Genomic DNA, 25,659 nt, shown 5'->3' with positions numbered 1-25,659 from the left:
AACTAGTGGGCTTTTTTTGTGTTTTCTGGCATTCTTCCATTAGCCTGTTCCTACATCCTCGAATTCATTACATAAAAAAGCGACCGTCCATCAGATTGATGAATACGGTCGCCTTTTCTTTTTTTCGAAATCGCCTATCGACTCTCTTCCACAGGATGAATATGATCGGCCAGTCTACTCAATCGCTCCAACTGATGACCATAGTCGTACATCGTCGCAGCTACGATGGAAAGCCGCAGCATTCCCTCCTGACAATGGTCAAAACGTGTAATGGCATCCTTCATAAAATCACCGTTGGCCTGCTGAAACAATTCACTTTCATCCTCATTTGGTTTCAGTTTATTTTCGAATTTCAGCAGAGCGTGCTCGTGGAAACGAATCAGCCGCTCCAGATGATCGTCAAAAAACGCATCTGTTCCCTTTGGACGTAAAGACTGGAAGTAGTGCCTTTCCACCGCATCCAAGACCTCGTATCCTTTGTGTAAACTTTCGAGCATTTGTTTGTATACAACCATTTGTCTCGTTTGACTAAACTTGGTGCGCTTGAGCTTTTTCTGCTCCTCTTCGAACAAATGATATTTGTCCGAGAGTGATTTAATAGCTCCCTCCAAATTCCCTTTTTCCTCTCTAAAGACAGACTCCTTAATCTCATCGGAAATGGCAGTTCGCAGCAGCAAGGACATGCTGTTAAATACATTTTGAATCTGATTGATGAACTGCCTTTTCGGTTTGGGAGGAAAAACGGTAATGTTGATGACAAAAGCAGACACAATCCCGATCAGAGTCAGCGCAAAGCGGGTTACCGCAAATTTCCAGTCTCCTGAAGCTTCCATGACAGAAACAACGGTCACGAGTGTCAATCCAACCGTATCAGCCATGTTTATTTTCAGACATATCATAAGTACCAATACACATACCAGCCCGACCGCAATCGGCTCATTCGAAAATACCATTCCGCCCAGCAACGCCATGACTGCACCTAATGTGCTTGTTTGGAGTTGATCCAGAAAATAACGCCACGACCTATATATCGACGGTTGCATGGCAAAAATAGCGGCTATCGCTGCCCCCACAGGCGAATGGGTGTTCAAAAGCGTGCTCAGAAAAAGGGCGAGCGTCACTGCGATTCCCGTTTTTAACACCCGTGCTCCAAAAGCCAAAGCCATCCCTCCTGCTTACCCTTCAAATTTATTCATACCGAATTACTATAATGAAATTTCAAGACAAAGTCCATGTTTTATTATTACCCAAAACCATCGGAGATCAGGAATATTTATGAAATGTACAGTTCCTCTAGAATACATATCAACAGAAATAACCGATATGCATCAACCTCACAAGAGGAACTTATCGTGCCATGGATTAGTAAAATCTGAGAAGAGCGCCCGTCCAAAGGCCAACTTTTACAAAACCCAGCAAGCCCGTAAACAAAATCATGACACAATAAAAGCCGGAGCCTCCAAGCGGACTCCCCTGGAACGTCATAGGATAAATGAGAATGGCGGAGGAGGAATGAAGGCATGCTTCGAGTCGCATTATTTACAGACACGTATACGCCTGATGTTAATGGCGCTGCTCTGACACTGGAACGATGGATTGACTATTTGGAGACACACGGGGTATCTACGCTTGTCTTCGCACCGGAGGCAGACCATCACCATCATCTGTCCTCGGGGCCGGGAGTGGAGCGATTTCGAAGTATTCCCTTTTTATTGTACCGGGAATGCAGACTTGCGATCCCTAACGCTAAACAAATCAACGAGCGCCTATCAGCCTTTTCCCCGCATCTAATTCATGTCGCTACTCCGTTCAACCTGGGCCTGTACGGAACAAGCTACGCTGCCAAACACCATATTCCACTCGTCGCCTCCTATCACACCCACTTTGATAAATACCTCGAATATTACAAGCTTCGCTGGCTTGAACCTGCATTATGGAAATACATGCTCTGGTTTCACAGACATTGTGAAAGGGTATATGTCCCCTCTCGGTCAACCATGGAATTGTTACGCAATAAAGGAATGGGACAGCTCGAAATCTGGGGTAGAGGAATTGATACCGACCGCTTCCAGCCCACAATGAATCGCGAAGCTATATGGGAAAAATGGGGCGTTCGTGCAGACGCATTTGTGATTTTATATGTGGGCAGACTTGCACCTGAAAAGGGGATAGACACGTTACTGGAATCCTATCTCCAGTTACCCGACGACGTCCGCGCAGCCTCAGTACTGGTCATTGCAGGAGATGGCCCATTGTTTAAGTACAAAACTGCAACAGATATCGGGGTGCCAAAGCACGCAGTTCACTGGCTTGGTTTTGTAAAAGGACCGGAATTAGCTGAACTCTACGCTGCAGCCGATGTATTCCTCTTTCCCTCCACTACAGAAACCTTCGGTAACGTCGTGTTGGAGGCTATGGCCAGCGGCACACCCGTGATTGGCGCGAATGAAGGCGGGGTCAAAGACAATATAATCGATGGGAAAACAGGGCTACTGTGTCCAGCTGGGGACGCCGCTGCCTTTGCCAAAGCTGTACTCCTGTTGTACGAGGATGCCCCACTTCGCGACTTTCTGTCCAGAACCGGTAGAGCATACAGCCTGGAGCAGACGTGGGACCGTATTTTTGGGCGACTGCTCGACAGCTATATGGATGCAGCGACCCTGCATCTCGACAGCCTCCCTATGACGCGAATATAACCCTCAAAAATATCGGACTTTCAAGAAACCCTGCTACACCTTTAGCTGCTTGAGCAGCTTGTTATGTACCCCGCTTAACAAAATCACCGCTGTCAGGGCACCGATGAACGCAAGAAGCATATCCCATTGAGTATCCCATATATCTCCCTGTGTTCCCAAAAAGGCCTCTGCCGCTGTACCGGTTGCCTTGGCAACGGCAAACTCAATCAGTTCGTACACAGCACTGATCGCAAGACATACACTCACCGTTAGAAAAGTGAGCCAGCTTCCGCTTCCCAAAGCCGTCTTACGTAGCAGCACTTCCCTGACAATGAGTGCAGGCACAAAACCTTGCGCAAAATGCCCAAGCCGATCATAATAATTGCGCTCCAGCCCAAACGTATCCCGAATCCAGTTGAACAGCGGCATTTCGGCATAGGTATAGTGCCCGCCGATAATCAGGATCAATGCATGTAGCCCGATTAGGGTGTATACCAGATTGGTAAACCGAAATCGACGGTAAATAGCAGCCAACAGTACAGCTCCCAAAACGGCTGGGAGAACTTCCAGTACCCATGTAAAATAATCCGCCGGACGAACCAAGGACCAAATGAGAGCAAGCACCAGCAGTACAAGTAAAACAAGCGGGTAACGATCATTTTTAGACCATGCCGTTGCCTGATTCATACATCATCCCTCCTAAGCCTACAGCTCTATCCTTCTTTTATTACAATATGTTTGACACGTCCAACCTGCCCGTCTGCCAAACGTACTTTGATTCCATGCGGATGACGCGGGGAATTGGTCAAAATATCCTTCACCGTTCCTCGCGTCAGCTTACCCGTGGGCTGATCCTTTTTAAGCACAATATCCACCTGAAGACCAGCGCGGATATCAGATCGGTTCTGTCCGTTCATTGTAGCTATTCCTCCTTTGCTTTTACATTTTATCTTATGATGATATTTAGCCACTCAGCCCCATGGTAATTACCAGCGATGCCATTCGTCGCGGCGGCTGTTCCCCATCCAGACCACACACATCGTGGATACATAGCTAACGAGCATAATCACGAATACCATCCCGCTAAACTCCACAAAATGCGTGCGTTGCAAAGAGTCTGCCCATAAGGAAGATATTTGTGTGTACAACTGGGACGGCGCAGACACAATATCCCATGTGTTTCCTCGAAAGAAACGACCAATATAAATACCCAGGCTACTTAGCAGGAGTACCGCCAGCATAAACAACCAGCTGACAAGCCCGCCCCGAGCACGCTGCACCAACTGTCGTACGGATTCAAGCGATACAACCCCCATGGTGAGGCCAAGCACAGCTACCAGCAGCATCCCTAATACATGATTCCAAAAGTACGGATTGCCCCAAAAACGCTGCTCCCCGAGAAATGGATATCTGGCGAATACATGCAGCAAATCTGTAATCAAATAGGGTATATTGGGGTAAAAGAAAAGCCAGCCAGCCCCTATGATCCAGAGCATAAATGCCCTCGTTCCCCGTCTCCACGAGCAATGGATGACATCTAGCAGAAGCGTCAGCAGCATAGGAATCCAGGCCAGCATCATATTCCACCAAATAAAAAGATAAGGGCGGCCCCCTGAGGGCAATCGCACGTTAATGATCCACAATGTACTGATTACGGAACATAAGGCCAGTGCTATAAAAATATAAAGTTTGACTGGATAATTTAACGATCTTAAACGGTCATACATATGTTACTTTCCCTCCTTGTAACCGTCCATCCTTCCTGACGTTCCAATTTACACCTGTTCTGGACAGTGTACACCACAATGGCTTCAAGCTCAATGGAAGCGCTCCACTCTGCATAAAATGAAGTTAAAAAAGCATCTGTTCCCGGAGTTGACCTTATGCCCCCGGGAGACAGATGCTTAATATATTCAAGGCGGATAAGCTTTTACCGTCCTCTACCCTTGTATCCAATTGACCAATGATTGTACCGTCAATGCACCTGGCGCAGCTGCCTCAAATGCGGAGGCACCGTTACGCAAGGTCAGAAATTCCACCGTTTTGGGAATACCGGGAGCCAGATCCAGGTGGTTGTCACTGAAAATCCCCTCCTGCTCTGCGGTCAACCACACATGTCTAGCAAGTGTATCCGAACAGAGCATGAACTTACTGCCCCCACTTCCCTGTATCTCTGTCACTTCAATTTTAGCCTGCGGTAAATCCATCTCTTTCGTGCCTGCAAAATAAATTTCGCTGGAGGCCACCTGTTCACCGTTTTGTATCAGACGTGCGACCAGCATATGCTCCGTCCGATCCAGGCCATTCAGCCATTGGTCGGTAGGCAGTATATGTACGATCCCTGCGCCGCCTGCTTGCTGTTCTACCTTAATGTTCTCTTCACGAATAGCCTGGCTACCACGTATATGCAAAAGCGTCAGCCGCAGCGTACCTGCTATCGGCTCTAGCGTATCGTTAACCAGATGCAGTTCTTTATTCCCCTGTTCCGTATCCACTGCACTCAACAGCACATCGGCAAAGCTGCGTTTAGCCGTATATTGAAGCGCCTTCCAACGACCAAAATAGTCCATGCTCGACCAGGAGGCAACAGGCCAGCAGTCATTCATCTGCCAGTATAATGTCCCCATGCAATAGGGCTTGTGACGACGATGGGCCTCTATGGCCATTTTCATCGCCTCTGCCTGCAAAACTTGGCTCATGAGAAGAAAACATGTAAAATCCTTGGGCTGCCGCATGTACCGTCCCATGTATTCTTGAATCAGACGATTGCCCGAACCATTTTTCTGATGTGCCAGCATCACCGCAGATTCCAGCTCCAAATCCTTCTCTTCCGCATACGTGCGAACAGACTTGTATTCAGGAAAGGACTGAAAACCATACTCACTCATAAAACGGCCCACATGTATGTGATAATTCTCAAACGGCTCAGACGCATGCCATACTCCCCAATAATGAATGTCTCCTGCTGTTGAGGACGGATGAGCATGCTGGTTTCGATCTCCGGTCAGGTCAATTAGCGGTGAGGAGGGCCAATATGCCGTCTGCGGAGCCCAGGTATTTACCGCCTCCGGTAAAATCCGGTGAAAGAGCGTTTCATAATCATCCCATAGGCGTTCCCGTTGCTCAGGCGTGTAGGTCTTTTTCCAGCCCCAGCCCGCATTTTCTTCATAATGCGCCCATGCGGAATCAATCTCATTATTGCCGCACCATAACGCAATGCAAGGATGATGGCGCAATCGCTTGATGTTATCTTCGGCTTCCTGCGCTACATTGTCCAAAAAAGCCCGATCCCCCGGATACATGCTGCATGCAAACATAAAATCTTGCCACACGAGTAAGCCATATTCATCACAAAGGTCATAAAATACGTCTTCTTCATAAATACCGCCACCCCACACCCGCAACATATTCATATTTGAGGCGGCTGCACTGGCAATTTCATGCCGATATCGTTCCAACGTAACTTCGGCAGCAAAGCTGTCATTCGGAATATGGTTGGCTCCTTTTGCAAACACGGGGATTCCATTCAGCTCAAAATAGAAGCTCTCGCCTGCCGTATCCCGCTCACGTATAAGACGGATCGAACGAAGTCCCGTTTTCACTGATTTCTCAGCAATTACCGCTTCCTGTGCTTGCGCCTTCAATTCGGCTACAAACGTATACTGATGCGGCTCCCCCAGCCCACGGCACCACCACAACTTTGGCTCCTTCATATCCAGCTCTAGCTCTACTGTCTGCTTTCCCTTCAGAAGACGAACCGACTTGGACCACACCCTGCCGTCAGCAGAAATACACAACTCGGCATCTCTAATCTCATCTGCATTTTCAATTTCTACCACTGCCGTGAGTTCAGCTCTCTCCGTACTCACTTCGTCCTGTCGAATAAACAAGTCTCTCACGATCAGTCCGGACCAAGCTTCAATCCGAACCTCTCTCCAAATTCCGCTCGTTACCAGCCTCGGTCCCCAATCCCAACCATAGTGATAGGGAGCCTTACGAGCGAAAACGCTTACTTTTTTATCAGACAAGCCACCTATCTCGGACTGATCATTCGGTGCGGGGAGTCCATAGCCCAATCTTTCCAGCTTAGGCACATCTTCCGCAATCGGAGAGCGAAAATGGATTTCCAGCTGATTTTTCCCTTGCTGAACAAATGCCTTCACATCCTGTCTCCATACCCGAAACATATTATTGGCCGACAAGACAGCTTGACCATTTACTCTTACATCTGCGTATGTGTCCAGGCCTTCCAACACCAGTTCTACACATTGACATTGAAGCTGATTGGCATCTATCTCAAAATAGGCTTCGTATATCCAATCCTGCTTATCAATCCACTGTACCTCCATCTCGTTCATACCGATAAAAGGATCAGGAATTTTGCCATGTCGCAAAAGATCGGTATGCACACAACCCGGCACTTTCGCACTGAGCCACTCATCACTTTGTGCTTCCCTAAACCTCCAGCCATCCAACCCTATCACATTAATCATCGTCGCAAGCCTCCCTATAAAGATGATTGGGAACATCTGGATCACTCATTAACATAACAAAAATAACATTAAGCTAACAAGTTAGTCAATTGTTTTTTTGGAACAATCGATAAAGCACAAAATAAAAAGTCGCCCTCTACCCCTAAACAGGCTAAAAGCGACTTCCTCGTCTTCACTGTGGATCGAATTCATCTCACATATCCAGACATCAACTATATCTAATTGTGCTAAATGGACGATCCCGATCATCATTTTCCTGGCTAATCCGTGGCGCATGAACTTCCCGTACGAGTAGATCAGCGTGTAGCAACTTTTTTTCCACAGGCGAGTTTGGGTTCATGATGCGCCATAATAATTGGTCTACCGCCCGCATCCCCAACAGTTCCTTATCCACTCTCACCGTGGCATAAATTGGCATTTGATCATTCGTATCGTCAAACCCGGTCACCCCGCACCGCCTAGGAACGTCAATTCCCTTTCCTTTCAGCACTTCCACGACTTGCGAAGCAGTCACGTCATTAGCGCAAACAAAAACCTCTGGTAGCTCATCCTCGGACAACTTGTCCATTTCCTCAGCAAGTGCCTGCGCCCCCCCATAAATAAGGGCTTTGTTCTGCCTTAATTCTACTCCGCTCATTTCGAGTGCGGACCGAAAAGCTTCCCAACGTTCATAGAAACTGTGAGCGTCGTCAATATGGCCTACAAACTGAAAATGGGCATAGCCCCTACACAGCAAATCCTTCATTAATTCATTCATGCAAGTGCGATTATCCGTAAACACCGCATCACTCAAAAATGCAGAGTCCCAATGATCCACCATGACAACCGGAATACCCATTCGATAAATGTTCAGCAATAATGTAGTTGAAATCGTTCCCACAGTGATAATCCCTTTTATGGCCTCTGGGTTCAGTAAAGAAAACGTATCATCAGTTGAAGGCTCCGTTAGCGTGATCATATCCAATCCCTTGCGGTTCAGACGCTCGGAAATTCCTTCAAATACAGGTCCCCAGTACCTGGACTCCCGATTCTGGTACCGAATATTCGGAAATAACACCAGCACCGTACCCGACCATTCTCTGGCATCTGTGTCCCGAGGCTCTACCCCAGTCATTTTGGGATGACTACGAAAATAGCCCATCTGGGCAGCAAGCTTAACTAGCAGCGCCCTCGTCTCTTCACTTACACCGGGTTTGCCTGACAGTGCACGCGAAACAGCGAATTTTGAAACACCCGCCGCATCCGCAATTTCCTGCAATGTTACTTTTCCACGCATCTCCTCACCCAACCCTATTCGAAATCTTTTTCTACTTTAGTCTTCTAAATATACAGGTATGCCTATAAACTGGTACCATCGTAGCATACTTTGTTTTAGATCATCAAACGATGGATTGGCACAAATCCACACCTTTCATTAAATATGTTTGCTTAATAAAAAACAAAACACATAACAAATAAACATAAATAACTTGACGTAAGGTTCTTTATTTCCTACAATTTACTAATGAAAGCACTTACATTGTGTAAATCATACTTATTAAGGGGGATTTGCAGATGTTCACGAACAGGTCGGTACAACAATGCTCCATCCTGCTTCTGGCTTTGCTGCTGCTCGTTACAACGGGCTGCGCGAATAGCAAAGGTGGTACGGCAGAAAAGGAAGACCCCGATGACACCAGTCCCATTACATTAACGTTCTTTGGCGGTGACTCAAGCTCCAACTGGAACAACATGAAGGACGCTGTCGGGCAGGAAATTATCAAGAAAACGGGTGTTACACTAAATGCCGAACATGCTGTTAATGGTCGAGGCGAGGAAAAGTTTGCTTTAATGGCTGCTAGCGGAGAGTACCCTGATCTCGTGTACCCCAAAGGAGACATTGGAAAACTGGTCGATGCCGGGGCACTCATTGATTTAACCGACCTGATTGATAAGTACGGTCCTAACATTAAGAAAGTGTATGGAGATTATTTTAACCGTATTAAATATAGTAGTGAAGATCCCGCCATTTACACCATCCCAACCAATTTGGGCGTAGATCACATCGCGTTTGATGCACAAGCAGGCTTCGAAATCCAGCATCAAGCTCTTAAGAAACTCGGATACCCCAAAATTCGCACCGTTCAAGATTTTGAAAAAGCACTTAAAGATTATGTCGCCAAATACCCTACTACCAATGGCCAGCCTACCATCCCCTTATCGCTCGATGCTGAAGACTGGAAAATGCAGATTACTGTGACAAACCCGGCAGTTACGGCTACAGGTGGACCAGACGACGGGGAATATTATATTGATCCTAAAACACACAAAGCCATTCTTCACTACAAACGCCCAGAGGAGCGAGAATATTTCCGTTGGTTAAACCATATGTACAATGAAGGTCTGTTGGATAAAGATACTTTTGTACAAAAAAGTGATCAGTACAAATCCAAAATCGCCGCAGGTCGCGTCATCGGACTAATTGATCAGGAATGGAACTACCAGGATGCCGAAAATGCGCTCAAGGCAGCAGGTAAGGATGAATACACCTACGCCCACTTTCCGGTCACTTTAAATGAGCAATACGAGGATCATTCCCTTCAGCCCATTGGTTTCGATACTGCGTCTGGGATTGGCATCACAACTTCATGCAAAAATCCGGTGCGAGCGATCAAGTTTCTGGACTTCCTGGCCTCGGATGAAGGACAAATTTTACGTAATTGGGGAATTGAAGGCCAGCACTACAATGTAGAGAACGGCAAACGAGTCATTCCTGCAGCTGTGCAAGAACGCAAAAACAATGATAATGCTTCTTTTAGCAGAGAATCAGGTATCGGTTTGTACTGGATATGGGGACCTCATTACGGCGATAGCGTTAAGGACCCTACTGGCAACTATTACACAACCAATTATCCGGAGATGATTACCGAAAATTATAGCCAAGCAGAAAAAGAATCCCTTCAGGCATATAAAGCCCGGACATGGAAAGACCTATTCCCGAACGAGAAGGATTTTCCGGTAAAAGAGTGGGGTGCTGCCTACAACATGCCTGTTCCGACCAATACAAATTACAATGTTATTTATCAGAAGTCGCAGGACATTGTACGCAAACGGATTCCTGAGGCCGTACTCGCCAAGCCAGATCAATTCGATGCTGTGTATGACCGCATGCTCCAAGAGCTGGATCAGGCGGGTGTACCAAAGGCTGAAGAAATCTACACTGGCCTGATCCAGAATCGTCTGAAGCTATGGTACGGGGAGAAATAGAGTCTGATTACTCATGAAGGTGCATAGGGGCTGACAGCCAGAACCTGTTCAGCCCTGTTTGCATTAAACATTCTGCTTTGTTGCTTTTTCTTTCCAAGAACTATTTTTCCTTGACCCCCGATGGACATAAAGCAACAAAAAGATTGGAATCAATGCAATCCCGCCACACAGCATCCAAGATATCTGAATAGGTGTTTAATCCGAAGCAAGATTGGTAAAATTACGGCTTACGATGCCTGTCACGATTAAACCTATACACATGCCTAGTTGGGAAATGGCTGAATCCAGAGATAGCAGTGTTGAACGATACTCATTGGAGATTCTTTTGTTCAGAAAAATTTGTTTGGCAACCGGGTACATCCCTCGCCCAATTTCATAGATAAAAAAGGTAAGCAGTACAGGATAAAACGTGTTGAAAGCACCCGCTAAAATGAGCCATATCCCAATCATCCCGCAAGCATACATGAGTATATGTACATCACTATAACGTGCGCCTAGCTTTCGAACCAGATAGCTTCCCAAAGTCATACATAGTGAATAGCCTGCCTTAATAAACCCCATAATCCAAATCCCTTGTTCAGAAAGACCGACCAGACGTGGCTGTTGAAAGGTATTCCCCGCCGAATTCGAAAAGCTGATAAACAAACCAATGATAAACACAATCCAGATCGACTTATTTTCAAAACCGATACGGACACTTTCCCCGATAATCGTTTTAATACGAGTAGTAGATGTTTTTCGATCGGTAATATTCTTCTCTTTCATATAAAAGCAGCATAGAAAAATACATAGAATAATAGATGCAATGCTGGCTACCCAAGGAAGTGAATAGTTATAAGTTGCGAGGAAGGCCCCCAACAAACCACAAATAAATCCCGAAATGTACTGTATGCTGTTAGAGGTTGTAAAAAGAACTTCCATCGGCTTATCACTATTTTCCACAACCCAGGATTCCAACGAGCCTGATTGCAAGCATACTGCCAGACCGCCAAAGACTTGTGCAAACACAAGCAGCCCGATATGATCTGTCCAAACGAACAACACACTGTAAACTAGAAAACAACAAAGCCCCAAGACAACAGAAATTTTTCTTCCATACTTGTCCGCAATAGCTCCTGTTGGTATTTCAAACAGAAAAATACTTACAAAGAATACAACCAGCAAGAAGTTTGCACTTTGCAGAGAAAGTCCTTTAGCTAACAGAAATAGGATGAGTGTAGTCCCCGTGATTTCACTCATAAAAAATTGAAGAAAACTGACGGAGTAAAATAGCTTATGTGGCCTCACTTTCAGGGTTCCTTTGCTTGCTCTACAGCCTCATATTCACTTCGCAACATCCCCATCTGAATGATGTCATAGTACTGTCCTTCCCTGAATAGCTTTTCCCGTAGTCGGCCTTCCTCCTTAAAGCCACATGCCAGATAGCAACGATATGCACGTTCATTGAACGCATAGACCTCCAGCTCCAGCCGGTGCAGGTTCAGCGAATGAAATGCAAATTTTTGTATCAATCGTATCGCTTCCCGCCCATATCCCTTACCCAGATCACCGTCACGCCCGATCACAATCCCAAGGGTGGCGTGCCGATTCACCCAGTTGATTTTGAATAAATCGAGTTGTCCAATATAATCCAATGTGTCTTTATGAGCAATGATAAAGCCCTTGATCTCAGAGTTGCCGTCAATCATCATCTGTACAAAAGATTCACTATTAGCCTGTGAATGCGGATAGATAAATACGTCGCTTAACCCATGTGTGATTTCCGGGTCATTGACCCATCTTCGAATATCAGGTATATCCTCCTGACGGTACTCTCTTAATACAATTCGTGCTCCAATGAGATGTGGCATCGTCAGCTTCCTCCCTATATGTATTGGTTCTGGTAATACTCTAACACCCTGTCCCCTTTTACGCTCCCATTAATCTCACAAACTCTAGGAAACGTGTACCTTTATAATGAACCTCACCGCGATCCCCGATTACAATCATTCCGAAGTCCGTATCCTTCACCTCCAGCTCCTTACGCTCACCCCCGTCAAATTCAAAGGTGATATAGTAATCGGTCGAAGCTGAAAAATCGCCTGATCCCCCACGCACTCTCGTTCGCTTATCCACAACCTTGCATGAACGTTGGACCTGTTCGGCTGCTTGATTGGAAAGACCCGCACTTATCGATTTGACAATTCCCATAATGATTACAAAAGCAATGAGTCCAAACACGACAAAAAAAATCATATTAAACGATTGAAATTCCATAAAACCACTTCCCATTTGCTTCATCCTTTCTACAGTAAAATGTAAATTTTCCATTCTATTGCCCATTGACAAATCGTACAACCTTAGCCTCAAAAACTCCAATACTTTTTTAACATACTTACGAAAAAAAAGTTCTTTCGCTCTTTTCCGCACCCTGCTTGGACTTACACCCGATCTGGGTCCTCTGAGCCTCTCTAGACCGATTGACAAAACTATATATAGATATAAAATAGAGAATGTACTCTAAATATAGTGTAAAAAACGTATTTATGCCCGATATCTTGAAGATAAAGGTATGAAAATACATGTAAATATAGAGTCAAAAATCTTAAATGGCGCAGCCAGCAAGGGATTACAGCTATGATGGGTCTCTTGGCAATGCCGTTTTCTTTTTTTCGTTAATTGTTAAGGAGGTTGCACACCATGCTGATTGCTTATGATTCCAAGACCGGCAATGTAAAAAGATTTATAAATAAACTCAAGCTTCCGGCGGTTCAGATCGAGGAGCAAATGACTATAGAAGAACCTTATATTCTCATTACATATACAACCGGGTTTGGACAGATACCTGAGAGGGTGTCTTCATTTTTGAAAAAAAATGCACAAAACCTTGTTGGTGTAGCTGCAAGCGGCAACCGTAACTGGGGTGAGAAATTTGCCAAAAGTGCGGATTTGATTGCCGACCATTATAATGTCCCTGTAATTAGCAAATTTGAATTATCTGGAACGTTCGGAGATGTAGAGCGTTTTAAACAGGAGGTGAGCCGAGTTGCGGCATATTGAATTGAACAACATGTTGATGAAACGCGATACAGACGGCTTTTTCCAATTGGAAAAGGACCAAGAGGCTGTAGCAGAATTTATGAAGGAAGTTCAGGAACGGAGTTTGAAGTTTGCTGACACAGCTGCTCAAGTACTGTATATGATTGAGAATGATTATTACGAAAATTTCTACAACAGCTACACGGCTGAAGAAATTAATGAAATTTTCCATATCACTCATAGCTATAATTTTAAATTCCCTTCCTATATGGCAGCATCCAAGTTTTATACCGATTATGCAATGAAGAGCAACGACCGTAAAGTCTATCTGGAACACTACCCTGACCGGGTGGCTGCTGTCGCCCTGCATTTGGGACGCGGCAACGCCGATACGGCGCGCCTGTTGTCCCGCTCGATGATGGAGCAACGTCTTCAGCCAGCTACACCAACCTTCCTGAACGCTGGTAAAAGCCGCCGTGGGGAATTGGTGTCCTGCTTCTTGCTTGAGATGGATGACTCTTTGAACTCAATCAACTATGTACTTAACACTTGCATGCAATTGTCCAAAATTGGCGGCGGTGTTGCAGTTAACCTGTCGAAGCTACGGTCACGCGGCGAGGCGATTAAAGGTGTTGAAGGCGCAGCAAAAGGCATTATGCCTGTGCTGAAGCTGATGGAAGACGGTTTCTCCTACGCGGATCAAATGGGTCAACGTAAAGGCTCTGGCGCTGCCTATTACAACATTTTCGGATGGGACGTGCTGGAGTTCCTGGATAGTAAAAAAATCAATGCCGATGAAAGAGTACGTCTCAAGACACTTTCGATCGGATTGCTGGTGCCAAACCGCTTTTACAAGCTGGCACAAGATAATGAACCGTTGCATGTATTTGCCCCTTATAGTGTGTTCAAGGCTTATGGAACACATTTGGACGACATGGATCTGGATGAAATGTACGATACGCTGCTCGCTGACGATCGAGTGAAGAAAAAAATAGCGATGAGCGCACGTGATATGCTGACGAAAATTGCTATGATTCAGTTGGAGTCTGGCTATCCATATATTATGAACAAAAGTAACGCAAATCAGGCACATGCTCTTAAAAACGTGGGCCAAATCAAAATGTCGAACCTGTGCACGGAAATCTTCCAGTTGCAGGAAACTTCTGAGATTGCCGACTATGGACAACAGGATATCATTCGCCGGGATGTAAGCTGTAACCTGGCTTCCCTGAACATTGTAAATGTGATGGAGCACGGCAAAATCCGCGAGTCCGTTCACGAGGGTATGATTGCTCTCACCTCGGTCAGTGATATGACCCAAGTGGCTAATGCACCAGGTGTTGCGAAAGCGAACCGTGAAATGCACTCCGTCGGTCTGGGTGTCATGAATCTGCACGGCTACCTTGCCAAGAACAAAATTGCATATGAAAGCAATGAAGCGAAGGACTTTGTCCGTACCTTCTTCATGACGATGAACTATCATTCCATCGAAAAGAGTATGGAAATCGCAAAAGCAACCGGACAAAGCTTTTATGGATTTGAGGAATCGGATTATGCGACAGGTGTATATTTTGACCGATATCTGAACACAGATTATCGTCCGACAACGGCACGTGTGCAAGAGCTGTTCAAGGATATTTATATTCCGACTCCAGCGGATTGGGACACACTTAAAGCAGACGTCATGAAGAACGGTCTGTATCACGCCTATCGTATGGCGATTGCTCCCACTGCCAGCATTTCGTACATTCAAAATGCAACGTCCAGCGTTATGCCAATTGTCGAGCAGATTGAAACTCGTACCTATGCGAATTCAACGACTTACTATCCGATGCCGTATTTGCAAAAGGATAATGTATTCTTTTACAAATCCGCTTATCAAATGGACCAGTTCAAAGTGCTTGATCTAATTGCGGAAATCCAGCCTCACGTGGACCAAGGTATTTCGACTGTACTCCATGTGAACAGTGACGTGACTACGCGTCAGTTAGCACGTTGCTATCTGTACGCCGCACATAAAGGACTTAAATCGTTATACTACACACGTACCAAAAAGCTGTCTGTGGAAGAGTGCCTCACTTGCTCTATTTAATGCATATATGGTAACAAGCTATAAAATAAAATTAGATTTTGAATAGATATGAATGCTTGGCATTAGAAGCTGTATCCAGCGCGTGGTTCAGACCTTTTCAGGATTGGACAAACCCTCACGGATACAGCTTCCGTATGTCAAGCATACGATGACTCTCCGGTAACATCTCACGTGTGTTTCTAGGGAATCTCGCAAGCTGAAGGGAGAATGCTAACAATGACAGGTATACAAGCCGTAAACTGGAACCGCTCGGACGATGATTTCACACTGATGTTCTGGAATCAGAATATTATGCAATTTTGGACGGATGATGAAATTCCGCTGTCTGACGATAAAATGTCCTGGGTAACCCTCAGTGATATCGAAAAAGAAGCCTACATGAAGGTGCTGGGCGGCTTGACTCTGCTAGACACCATTCAAGGCGGTGTGGGGATGCCGCAAATTATGGAGCATGTAGACGGACTACAACGCAAAGCGGTATTAAGCTTTATGGCGATGATGGAGCAAATTCATGCCAAGTCGTACAGTAGCATCTTTACCACCCTCGCTTCCACAGAAGAAATTGACGGTGTATTCCGCTGGGTGGAAGAAAATCCCCATCTCCAAACCAAAGCAGAAACCATTCGTCAGTATTATATGAACATCCATACACCGAAAGACCTATATCTCGCGATGGCTGCATCGGTACTATTAGAAAGCTATTTGTTTTATAGCGGCTTCTTCTACCCTCTCTATCTGGCGGGTCAGGGCAAGCTAACATGCAGCGGGGAAATTATCGACCTGATTCTGCGGGACGAAAGTATTCACGGTGTTTACGTAGGTGTACTGGCACAGGAGATTTATGCGGAACTGGACGAGGAAGAACAACGCGATCTCTACCAGACGCTGGTAGGTTTGCTGCGCTACTTGCACAATAATGAGGAACAGTATACCGAGCAGATTTATGCCCCTATTGGACTCGTAGACGATGTTAAAGTGTTCTTGCGCTACAACGCCAACAAGGCCATGATGAATCTGGGATTTGACCCACTTTTTGAAGAAGAAGAAGTCAATCCCATTGTATTCAACGGCATTAGCACCCATACCAAGCAGCACGATTTCTTTTCTAAAAAAGGAAACGGCTATGTACGGGCAATGAATGTAGAGCCGCTGACAGATGATGATTTTAACTTTGGCGTTTAAGTACACATACGTAAAATTTATTTAGCAAGGCGATACTGTAAACAAATAGGGTTTCAGAACTTGTTCCTAAGTTCTGAAACCCTATTATTTTCTTAAAACTACCTGCTATGCAGGTGATTACGGAAAGCTTCGAGCGGTAGTTTACATATTCACATCCGTTCTCTTATATAAAACTGGTATTGCCACTGCTATAAGAATCATACCCATAAAAGCGGGTGTGGCATGACCAAGTGATACATAGATTTGACCTCCAATGATAGGGCCAATCATTCTTGCTAAAGCCTGAATAGATTGGCTACCTCCTTGAATCCTTCCTTGTTCACTAGAATTGACAGACTTGGAGAGCATCCCATTAAATGATGGCCCAAAGACCGAATCACCAAAACCAAATATAAACATTCCTGCGATAATAAGAGGATAGAATGAGAACAAAGCAGATAACGCAATAAGACTGTAGCCTATAATCTCTGAGACCATTCCAAGAGTGGCTATCTGTTTATCACTAAGTTTTTTTAAAAGCTTGGGCATGATGAAACCTTGTGAAATGATGTCTTGGAAGCCCATAATTGAAAATATAAGTCCGATTAGTGCAGGCTTCCAGTCGAAGGTATCCATTGTAAGTTGTGAAAAAACTGCCTGTAAAGATCCATTGGGTATCCAAAGTAAGAACGCTGAGACAAGTAGCCTTCTTAAGTTTTTCATGGAAAGTACGTTTGCAAGCTGTGTAAATGGATTCAGCCTTACAAAGGTAACCTCTTTCAGTCTATGTTTCTTGTCCAGGCTCTCAGGCATAAAAAAGAATCCATAAACAACATTCAACAAAGTGATGGTTGCTCCAAAATACATGGGTACAGAATAACCAAACTTGGCAAGTAATCCGCCTAGAGTTGGGCCAATAACAGTGCCTACACCTACAACCGCACTCACCCATCCAAAGTATTTAGTTCTCTGTTCTGGAGAAATGATGTCTGCAAAATATGCAAAGATTGTGCTTATGCTCCCGCCTGTTATACCTTCTAGGATGCGCCCAGCAAATAGTACCCATAGAGCTCCTCCTATGCCAAATACCAAGTACCCGATTGCGGAGCCCAAAAGGCATACTAAGAGCAATGGACGACGGCCATATTTGTCGCTCAAAACTCCAAGTACGGGAGCCGCAAAAAATACGCAGAATGCATAAACAGAGGTCAGCAGCGTAACAACTATAGCTTGTTCTCCCGGATTGCTTGTATAAGGTTGCACTAAGAATGGGACGACAGGTGTTATGATACTGAAACCTATTCCGCAAAGAAACACAGAGATAAGGCCGAATATTAAAGCGTGTTTATCTACGGTTTGTTCTGTGGTCTGTTTATGGTGTGATCTAAATTTGAACACTTAAATTCTCCCCTCAAAAGTTGTGATTTTACTTCCTAGGAAACAAAATTATCGTATCATATTTTTTCTTCCCTGGAAACAAAATAATAATAAAAAAATGCAGCCCGTTCTCAATAGAGCCCGGCTGCCTGTGGTTTGATTTTCATTATTCAAATTTATTTCGACTTGATATCTATATCCTTTTTCTTTATTTCTGCATCCAAATGCCTGCTATACTTTTCCAAGAAGCTAAGCATATTGTCAAATTGCTCCTCGGTTACCTGCTCAAATACGGCTTTATCCCGCTCTTGAAACTCCTTGTGCAGTTCCTCATGGATTTTATAGACTACTTTCCCTTGCTCAGTAAGCCTAAAATAAATTTCTTTCTTGTTATCCGGCTTCTGGTAGCTTTCGATAAGGCCTTTTTTTATGAGCTTCTTAGTTATTTTACTTATGGCACCGCTAGTCATATAAAGGGACTCCGCAAGTGTTGTCACGTTGGAATGTACATTTTTTTCAATGTATTCCATGCAATGTACTTCAGAAGGCTTATAACCCTTAAGACTGTCTTCCATCTTGTCCTTATTAAGCCAAACCATCTTGTTATATAAGTCCCTGAAACCCATTATGACCTGTTCTTCTTTGTTCATGGACTGTCCTCCCACCCGTTGGTGCATTAACAATTTAATATAATGTATTTTTGTTTCTATTTCAACAATATTAAAATAATTATTTTAGGAATTGAGCGATACATAAAAAAAGAGATCCAAACACTCCCCATACCTTTATGTATGTATATTTATTTTTCAGACGAAGGACATGCACGCAAAAAAACGGCTAGATCGCTTAAGTAGCGGACCGAGCCGTTTTCCATTTATTAAGACCGAGCCTCTGTGAACATTTGAAAGGTGACACCAAACTTGTCTGTTACATTCCCATAAGCTGGACTAAAATGGGTTTCCTGCAAAGGCATTCCCACCTGCCCTCCTTGCTGTAAAGCATCAAACATTTTTTGAGCTTGCTCCACACTATCGGTTGTAATACAGATACTCACCTGATTTCCGCTGCTAAACGGCGATCCGGGAAAGGTATCCGAAAACATGAGCTCTGTCTCGCCCACTTTAAGGGTGGCATGTCCCACACGTTCCTTGACCTCTGCGGGAATGGGAAAATCGGGGTTTTCCGGCATTTCCCCAAAGGTTTGAATAAAAAGCAGTTGAGCATCCAATGCCTTTTCATAAAATTCGATTGCTTCTTTTGCATTTCCATCCATCGTGATGTAAGGAATCAAACGTTTGGACATCTTCAACACAGCTCCTTTAATTCGAGGTAATTAGCCCAGCCATTTCTCCTGTATTATATACAAAACTTGTCAAGAAAAACAAATCTGTATTCTTAGCTTTCATGCACCTGAATGCCAAGCTGTTTTAGCTCCTTTATCGCTTCCCTAACGTTACGCTGTGGATCAAGCGCAGAGATCATCTGTGCAGTGATCGGAACGCCGTTGAAAATCTGGCTTACCACCCCTAGAGAAATCGGCAGCTCATAGTAACTTTCAGCCCAATCCTGATATTCCTCCGGTGTAACTATAATTTTCCCCAGCAAAAAGGATGAGCCATCGTCATATTCCTCAGGAATGTTCACGTTGCCCATACGCCACTCGTTATCTCCCGCTTCCCTCCACATACAAAAAGTAACGTCCTCCTTCTCCAGCGCTTCATCTTCCAAAAGCTCCATCATATCATCAGGTACACCGTCGTACATGCCCGGCCAGACCTCATATTCGTCTCTTGCATGAGGACTTACAGGGGATTCGTGGGCAAACCCTTTTAATAGCACACCTCCACCCGTCCATAGCATATGAATCGTATCTCCAGCGCCGTTGTCCACCTCACCCAGGCACACATCACCAGACCATTCAGACTGCATACGATACGTGCGTAACCAATCTTCTGGAGACAATATAATATCCAGTGCTGACAGCAGCATCATTCTGTCTTTTAAACCATTTGGCGTTACCTGTGCATCAAGCATCATATTCTTCATCATTCCTCACCTTGTCCATACGTACTAAACTTCCATTTGTTTCTGTTTTTGTCTTTCAAGCTTCGCTTGCTCAACGATCTGCCGAATGAAAGGTCCTTTGGCTTCGGTATACGCTACACGGTCATGATTAAATTGGTGAGCCAAATCTTTTTTTAAAGTCTCATACGCTCGCAGGCTCTCAGGATGCGCTTTCAAGTAATCTCTGAACAATAGATGGTTCTCCCAATGCTCTCCTTTATACTTGTAAATATGCAAATGATGGGTCCCAGCTCCCCATTCTCCACGGCGAAAGAAAGCTCGCTCTGGAAAATCAGGCTTATGTACATATTCATATTGAATACCTAGCAAACGCTCTCGCTGTTCGGATTGAATCATCGCCAAATCTTCTACTCCAACCATAATGTCGATAATAGCCTTGGCTCCCAAACCAGGAACGGATGTACTACCGATATGCTCTACGCCGACACACACGTCTCCGAGAGCCTCTATCAATTTTGCCCGTTCTTGTATGTACTCTGCTACCCACTGCGGATTATATTCGGATATCACTACCTGCGCGGACATGATCGCACCTCCATTCGTTTTCCAAAAAAATGCCTTCCCAGTGCGCTTGGCACAACTCAGAAGGCATTCTCTTGTTTAAATTATAAATCATTTAGTTGCTTCATCACTATGCTTTGGCTTCTCAATCACGATCAGACAGGTGCTGTCTGGCAAAGGAACCAGCTGACCCTGCTCATCCATAAACTCAACACGACTGGACAACGCTTCGGCATAGCCCTCCTGCAAATAGTGGCGGCTCAACCGGATAATCACTTGTGATCCAAGTGTGTTACGAATACATTCTTCATACTGTGACGGAGTGAAATAGCCAAACTGCTCCTGCACTTCATGCACATAGGCTTCCGCCCCCCATGTGTAGGTATACAGGAATTCCATTGCATCATTTACCGGTAAAACAGCCTCATGCTCACCTATGCGCTCTATTTCAATGCGGCGACCCGCAAAATCCTGCGCATATCGCATTAGCCATTCCATTCCATCCGGCTCCAAAAATCGAATGCGTCTGCGCTGCTCTACTGGTTCGGTCATAATACCGTCACGAATGATAATGCGCCCGCCAGGTGCGAGTACACGATAGGCGCTCTGCAAAGCAGCCTCCACTGTTTGTAAATTGAACCTTTTCCCATCTCGTTCGATGTAGGAATACAGCTCGTGAAGAATCGAAGAGAAAATAACCGTGTCCATGCTCTCCGTTTCCACAAATTCTTCCAGTCGAAGCGCATCACCTTTGATGACATCCCAACGGCGGTGCTCCAGTTGCTTTTTACGTTTAAGGGCCTCAATCACATTCACAGAAATATCAAGACCCAACGGCTTCGAGTCCGGTCTTTCCTGCTCGATCAGGTCCAGCAGTACGCCCCCGCCAGGTCCGATATCCAGTATACGGGTTCCAGTCACGTAATCTAGAATGACCCTTTTGAAATCTGCGGTCTGGTTCATATCTGTAAGGTACGTTTCCTCATTGTGAAAGCGATCATAAGCATCGCGCCGTAATCCGAACAGATCAAACAGCAGCAGGACTGCTTTGTCATACAGAGGCGTCTTTTCTGCCTCAATACAAAAATCGATCAGTTTTTCAGCCGCTGATGAAAATACAAAATTAAAAAATACGGTACTTGGCAGCTCCTCTTTATGCTCCACGATTACACTCAAATGAGGATTATGCTTCCGTTTTCCTTTTGTGATATCTTGCCAGGACAGTGCGCTTAAATATTTTTCTATCATTCTTTTTTTGTATACGTTAATTTTCTTAACACCACGATAGTCATAATACATCGTATTCATAAGTGATTCAAAACTGATATGCCTTACCGTTGCAGGCTGTTCCTGCCCTGTACCATCCCTCAACGTGAGCAAAAATACCTTAACTAGTTCTTGAAGTGAAAAATCCTGCAAAGCTGATTCTACATACCAAAGTGTCCGATTCTCCAGCGGAGCCAGCGCCTTCTCTACATTCAGCTCCCGCTCCAGCTCGGCGTAAGCCTGCTCAAACGGCTCCCCTTCATGAATCGAAACTGACCGCAATCTCTCCAGTCGCTCCTTTACACTCCAGACTACAGGTGCGTTATCCCAGGCAATCCAGCCGATTAGCTGCTCCACTTCACCGCGTACTTGCTCCCATAATGCAGGATCTACACCGGCGATAATGCACTCGTTTAGTGCTCGTAACACAAGCTCCAATTCCTCCGGGGTCAGCCAGCCCTTACGAGTGATTTCGAGCAGCAGTCGATTTTCTGCAAAAGGTATTTCTCCCCGTATATACTGTCCGATTAATCCATGCGTTTCAATCAGAATCCGGGTCATGCTGTTGCGCGGGTAAGCAGGTGACTCTGCTTGAGCCTGTCTGACATACAGCTGGGAGGAGCCAATATTATGTACAAATAAATTAATGCCCTCATGCTGCCAGCGTAGCCGTTCGCGGACTGTGCCTCCTTTGGCTGTCTCAGACCATACCAATACTTCCTCCAGTAACTCTTTAACCCAGAATGACAATGGAAGCCCGTCCAAAATAAGCAACGTGCGCTCTACATAATCCAGTACAGGATTAGCATCCTTTAACTCACCTATGGATCGAATACGCTCCAAATTTACAATACGCTCCTCAGCCGAAACAAGCAGCTTTAGCCAAGTCGGTGTATCCCAGGCCAGATCATTTTCTTTCCTGTAATTAGCAATGGCTTTTAACGATTGTAACATTTTTCTCACCTCGTGTGATTCGGATTCGGTATGCACAGGAGACTTTGGGAAATATCTTGTATACCCTACACTTTACCATACATTTGTAGCTTCCATCTCGTGGAAAATATTAAACATTTGTATCAATTAGTCGCTTGACATGTTCTGGGTTTTATATAACCTGATTTATAGTCTCCATAGCTTTCAATCCGCTTCTCCCGCTCGAAAGCAAAAAGATACCTTCCAGCCTAAGGCAGAAGATATCTCATCACCATTGTTATACGCAGCAAAATCATTTTCCTGCGTTGTTATAAAATTATTGTGTCGCTGTGTGACACGTCAATCATCTACATATATTTCGACTGGGTTATCCGACAGAAACGCCATCTGGCACCGGGATACCAAAGTCAGGTGTTCCATCCTCATTCCAGTTCAAACGCTGAACTCGTGTATGACGATTTGGATCATACAGTGGGTCTCCTGTAATTTCCTTGTAATTGCGGGCGTGATATACGATAACGTCACTACCATCCTCAGCAACAGTGAAGCTGTTGTGACCAGGTCCGAATTGACCTGTCTCCTCATTTGTGCAAAATACTGGTGAAGTAGATTTTGCCCACGATTTCGGGTCAAGTAAGTCGGCATTCTCGTCTGCCGTTAGCAGGCCCATGCAATAATTGTGGTCTGTGGCACTAGCTGAATAGCTGATAAAAATCCGACCGTTCCGTTTCAGAACGGCTGCTCCTTCATTTACCTTAAAACCGATGACTTCCCAGTCAAATTCTGGTGTAGAGATCATGACCTGCTCACCGCGCAGCGTCCACGGATTGCTCATTTCTGAAATATACAGATTGGAATTGCCAACGATGTCCGGGTCTTTCTGAGCCCATACATAATATAGAACGCCATTATGCTGGAAGGTTGTCGCATCGAGAGCAAACGTCTCCCAGCGAGTTTTGATCTGTCCCTTTTCCACCCATTCGCCTTCCAGAGGATTAGCTGAATCATTTTCCAACACGAACATACGATGGTCAAACAGACCTTCCTTCGTTTCTGTGGTACGAGCTGCTGCAAAATAAATGTACCATTTGTTGTTAATATAATGAATTTCCGGTGCCCAAATGTTCGCGCTTAACGGACCCGTTTCATATTTATGCCACACTGCCACTGGCTCTGCTGTATTCAAGCCTTGAATAGTACGTGCCCGCCGAACCTCAATGCGGTCATACTCTGGCACAGATCCGGTAAAATAATAGTACCCATCACTATGCTTGTAAATCCATGGGTCTGCACGTTGCTCAATGACCGGATTATTAAAGGATACAGGTTGATTCATGGTTTTTCTCTCCTCTATGTGTAATATGTAGTTCATATTCATATGATTAATCGGTGATACGTTTTCCCCAGATGGAAATTCCTTTTTCATTCATACCCGTGAAAATAAGAGTATGGCGACCGAGCTCCCAGTCCCATGAAGGTAGCAATAGCAGTTCCTCCTTTGATCCTTCGGACGCATTGCTCCAATTCATTGTTAGAGTACGTCTGCCATCAAAACTCCAGTGACCTTCCAGAGAACCACTGGTTGCCCGCCCTCCGTCTTCCAGATGAAGCGGTTCAGCTTCCACCTGACCGTCTACCTCCTGCCTTATCACGATGCGCTCCCAGTTACCAGATAATAGCCTTTTGGGTATATCCTGCTCCTTTTCACCCGCATACCGTTCCGGCGATACGACAGGCCAACCATCAGCCGTCCACAATATTTTGCGCACATGCAAGTAGGGCCAGCTCTTATCCGTTTCTCCCCGCGCATGATGAACAATGTAGTAATCATCCCCGTCCTTCAGCACGGAATTATGACCTGGCGCAACCCAGCCCTCTCCTTCGCTGAAACGGTAACCACCCAGTATCTTGTTCCCAATCTCATATTGAGGCAAATAACTGGTATCCGCCATGTCATGTCCATTCATATCCACGTACGGGCCTGTGATAGAATCCGAGCGGGCAACACGAACATTGTAGTCCTCGAACAAAGAATCATACGAGACAAACAAGTAGTATTTACGGAACACAGGATTGTACACAATGTACGGTCCTTCCACAGCTCCGTCCTCGGTTGCCCGATCTCTGGCAGCGATATTTTGACCATAGCCAGATTCCTTGAGCTTTCCAGTCTGCGGATCAAGTCGTGTAATATAAATCCCACCGAAAAAAGATCCGTACACCATCCATGGATTTCCGTCGGCATCTAGTACCGGATTAGCATCAATTGCATTCAGCTTGTCATGCTCACCTGTTTTAATAACCAGCCCCTCATCCTTCCAAGGTCCTTCCGGGGAATGGGATGTCTGCAACCCAATGGCTGATCGTGTGCTGCCAAATGTAGAGGCAGAATAATACATTCGATAGGTATCGCCCATCTTTATGACGTCCGGGGCCCACAGATTCGTTGCTGATGACCATGCCCCCGCTTCCTTTGGAATGCCGGGTAAAGCATATTGAACCCAGCTCCAGTGAATCAGGTCGTTCGATTTCCGAACCATGACACCCGGTCTCAATTCTCCACCTGTCTTTACATCCGTCGAATAGACATAATATCCCTGATCTGTTTTGATAATCGCTGGGTCATGAGCATTGTTGATAGTCCAGCGCTGTTCATCGTCTATCGTACTTTGATCATACAAGCGATCAGGAGGCGGAGCCTGCGGATATACAGGGTCCGGAGTGTTATCCCCACAGCCGGATAGGCCCAGCATTAGCAGCATAACCATAACTGTTATTCTCCTCCTTCCTTTACTCAATACATAGGGTGACT

The 25,659-nt window shown here is 45.2% G+C and carries 22 protein-coding genes; 5 read left to right on the top strand and 17 right to left on the bottom strand.

The genetic code is table 11. From position 1 onward, the window contains the following. Positions 1 to 134: 134 nt before the first annotated feature. Positions 135 to 1,166, bottom strand: coding sequence for an FUSC family protein (locus ACN6NF_RS09000; protein ID WP_474316948.1), 1,032 nt, complete (start codon positions 1,164 to 1,166; stop codon positions 135 to 137). A gap of 354 nt (positions 1,167 to 1,520) precedes the next feature. On the opposite strand from ACN6NF_RS09000, the gene ACN6NF_RS08995 reads away from it, so the two are divergent. Continuing rightward, positions 1,521 to 2,696 carry a glycosyltransferase family 4 protein gene (locus tag ACN6NF_RS08995; protein WP_474316946.1) on the top strand — a complete coding sequence of 392 codons (1,176 nt, stop codon included), beginning with the start codon at positions 1,521 to 1,523 and terminating at the stop codon, positions 2,694 to 2,696. A 33-nt stretch (positions 2,697 to 2,729) separates the two neighbouring features. Here the strand turns inward: ACN6NF_RS08995 and ACN6NF_RS08990 are convergent, their stop codons facing one another. The 5 genes from ACN6NF_RS08990 to ACN6NF_RS08970 all read right to left on the bottom strand — a co-directional run bounded on the left by ACN6NF_RS08990 (position 2,730) and on the right by ACN6NF_RS08970 (position 8,444). Further along, positions 2,730 to 3,362: a DUF2238 domain-containing protein gene (locus ACN6NF_RS08990; protein ID WP_474316944.1), complete on the bottom strand. Its 633-nt coding sequence runs from the start codon at positions 3,360 to 3,362 to the stop codon at positions 2,730 to 2,732. 26 nt (positions 3,363 to 3,388) lie between these two features. Further along, a complete protein-coding gene (locus ACN6NF_RS08985) occupies positions 3,389 to 3,592 on the bottom strand; it encodes a YwbE family protein (RefSeq protein WP_474316943.1) in 204 nt (67 codons plus the stop codon). Positions 3,593 to 3,661: 69 nt separating this feature from the next. Beyond that, positions 3,662 to 4,402, bottom strand: coding sequence for a DUF1361 domain-containing protein (locus tag ACN6NF_RS08980; RefSeq protein WP_474316941.1), 741 nt, complete (start codon positions 4,400 to 4,402; stop codon positions 3,662 to 3,664). Between the two features lie 213 nt (positions 4,403 to 4,615). Beyond that, entirely contained in the window at positions 4,616 to 7,168 is a 2,553-nt protein-coding gene (locus ACN6NF_RS08975) for a beta-mannosidase (RefSeq protein WP_474316940.1), read from the bottom strand. Positions 7,169 to 7,376: 208 nt separating this feature from the next. Continuing rightward, positions 7,377 to 8,444 carry a LacI family DNA-binding transcriptional regulator gene (locus ACN6NF_RS08970; protein WP_474316939.1) on the bottom strand — a complete coding sequence of 356 codons (1,068 nt, stop codon included), beginning with the start codon at positions 8,442 to 8,444 and terminating at the stop codon, positions 7,377 to 7,379. Positions 8,445 to 8,722: 278 nt separating this feature from the next. Between ACN6NF_RS08970 and ACN6NF_RS08965 the strand changes: the two genes are divergently transcribed. After that, positions 8,723 to 10,414, top strand: a complete 1,692-nt coding sequence (locus ACN6NF_RS08965) for an ABC transporter substrate-binding protein (RefSeq protein ID WP_474316936.1) — start codon at positions 8,723 to 8,725, stop codon at positions 10,412 to 10,414. A gap of 195 nt (positions 10,415 to 10,609) precedes the next feature. On the opposite strand, the gene ACN6NF_RS08960 is transcribed toward ACN6NF_RS08965, so the two are convergent. Genes ACN6NF_RS08960 through ACN6NF_RS08950 form a run of 3 tightly spaced genes read right to left on the bottom strand, consistent with a single transcriptional unit; the run spans position 10,610 to position 12,685 of the window. Then, positions 10,610 to 11,701, bottom strand: a complete 1,092-nt coding sequence (locus tag ACN6NF_RS08960) for an MFS transporter (RefSeq protein ID WP_474316935.1) — start codon at positions 11,699 to 11,701, stop codon at positions 10,610 to 10,612. 2 nt (positions 11,702 to 11,703) lie between these two features. Beyond that, the gene (locus ACN6NF_RS08955) at positions 11,704 to 12,264 is read right to left on the bottom strand and encodes a GNAT family N-acetyltransferase (protein WP_474316934.1); all 561 of its coding nucleotides are present in this window, start codon (positions 12,262 to 12,264) and stop codon (positions 11,704 to 11,706) included. Between the two features lie 58 nt (positions 12,265 to 12,322). Beyond that, the gene (locus ACN6NF_RS08950) at positions 12,323 to 12,685 is read right to left on the bottom strand and encodes a DUF2500 domain-containing protein (RefSeq protein ID WP_474317552.1); all 363 of its coding nucleotides are present in this window, start codon (positions 12,683 to 12,685) and stop codon (positions 12,323 to 12,325) included. 408 nt (positions 12,686 to 13,093) lie between these two features. On the opposite strand from ACN6NF_RS08950, the gene nrdI reads away from it, so the two are divergent. From nrdI to nrdF, 3 genes are all read left to right on the top strand, one after another. Beyond that, complete coding sequence (gene nrdI, locus ACN6NF_RS08945) at positions 13,094 to 13,453, top strand: class Ib ribonucleoside-diphosphate reductase assembly flavoprotein NrdI (RefSeq protein ID WP_474316933.1); 360 nt, start codon at positions 13,094 to 13,096, stop codon at positions 13,451 to 13,453. Beyond that, positions 13,440 to 15,524 (top strand): class 1b ribonucleoside-diphosphate reductase subunit alpha, encoded by a 2,085-nt coding sequence (nrdE, locus tag ACN6NF_RS08940; protein WP_474316932.1) that lies wholly within the window; start codon positions 13,440 to 13,442, stop codon positions 15,522 to 15,524. Before nrdI ends, nrdE begins: the two co-directional genes overlap by 14 nt. Before the next feature lie 216 nt (positions 15,525 to 15,740). Continuing rightward, positions 15,741 to 16,706, top strand: a complete 966-nt coding sequence (gene nrdF, locus ACN6NF_RS08935; RefSeq protein ID WP_013370558.1) for a class 1b ribonucleoside-diphosphate reductase subunit beta — start codon at positions 15,741 to 15,743, stop codon at positions 16,704 to 16,706. A 141-nt stretch (positions 16,707 to 16,847) separates the two neighbouring features. Here the strand turns inward: nrdF and ACN6NF_RS08930 are convergent, their stop codons facing one another. The 8 genes from ACN6NF_RS08930 to ACN6NF_RS08895 form a co-directional block, all read right to left on the bottom strand. Then, complete coding sequence (locus ACN6NF_RS08930) at positions 16,848 to 18,083, bottom strand: MFS transporter (protein ID WP_474316931.1); 1,236 nt, start codon at positions 18,081 to 18,083, stop codon at positions 16,848 to 16,850. A gap of 155 nt (positions 18,084 to 18,238) precedes the next feature. Continuing rightward, positions 18,239 to 18,712: a MarR family transcriptional regulator gene (locus tag ACN6NF_RS08925; protein WP_474316929.1), complete on the bottom strand. Its 474-nt coding sequence runs from the start codon at positions 18,710 to 18,712 to the stop codon at positions 18,239 to 18,241. 227 nt (positions 18,713 to 18,939) lie between these two features. Next, the gene (locus tag ACN6NF_RS08920) at positions 18,940 to 19,365 is read right to left on the bottom strand and encodes a VOC family protein (protein WP_016819177.1); all 426 of its coding nucleotides are present in this window, start codon (positions 19,363 to 19,365) and stop codon (positions 18,940 to 18,942) included. A gap of 92 nt (positions 19,366 to 19,457) precedes the next feature. Further along, the gene (locus tag ACN6NF_RS08915) at positions 19,458 to 20,108 is read right to left on the bottom strand and encodes a hypothetical protein (protein ID WP_474316928.1); all 651 of its coding nucleotides are present in this window, start codon (positions 20,106 to 20,108) and stop codon (positions 19,458 to 19,460) included. Positions 20,109 to 20,132: 24 nt separating this feature from the next. Next, entirely contained in the window at positions 20,133 to 20,672 is a 540-nt protein-coding gene (locus ACN6NF_RS08910; protein WP_474316927.1) for a GrpB family protein, read from the bottom strand. Between the two features lie 87 nt (positions 20,673 to 20,759). After that, positions 20,760 to 22,868 carry a class I SAM-dependent methyltransferase gene (locus ACN6NF_RS08905; RefSeq protein WP_474316925.1) on the bottom strand — a complete coding sequence of 703 codons (2,109 nt, stop codon included), beginning with the start codon at positions 22,866 to 22,868 and terminating at the stop codon, positions 20,760 to 20,762. A gap of 346 nt (positions 22,869 to 23,214) precedes the next feature. After that, the gene (locus ACN6NF_RS08900; protein WP_474316924.1) at positions 23,215 to 24,183 is read right to left on the bottom strand and encodes a glycoside hydrolase family 43 protein; all 969 of its coding nucleotides are present in this window, start codon (positions 24,181 to 24,183) and stop codon (positions 23,215 to 23,217) included. Positions 24,184 to 24,229: 46 nt separating this feature from the next. After that, a complete protein-coding gene (locus ACN6NF_RS08895; RefSeq protein WP_474316921.1) occupies positions 24,230 to 25,615 on the bottom strand; it encodes a family 43 glycosylhydrolase in 1,386 nt (461 codons plus the stop codon). Between the last annotated feature and the right edge of the window lie 44 nt (positions 25,616 to 25,659).

Source organism: Paenibacillus sp. TSM33, assembly GCF_056099025.1.
Note: the sequence above shows the minus strand (reverse complement) of the source record. Positions and strands in the feature narration are given on the sequence as shown.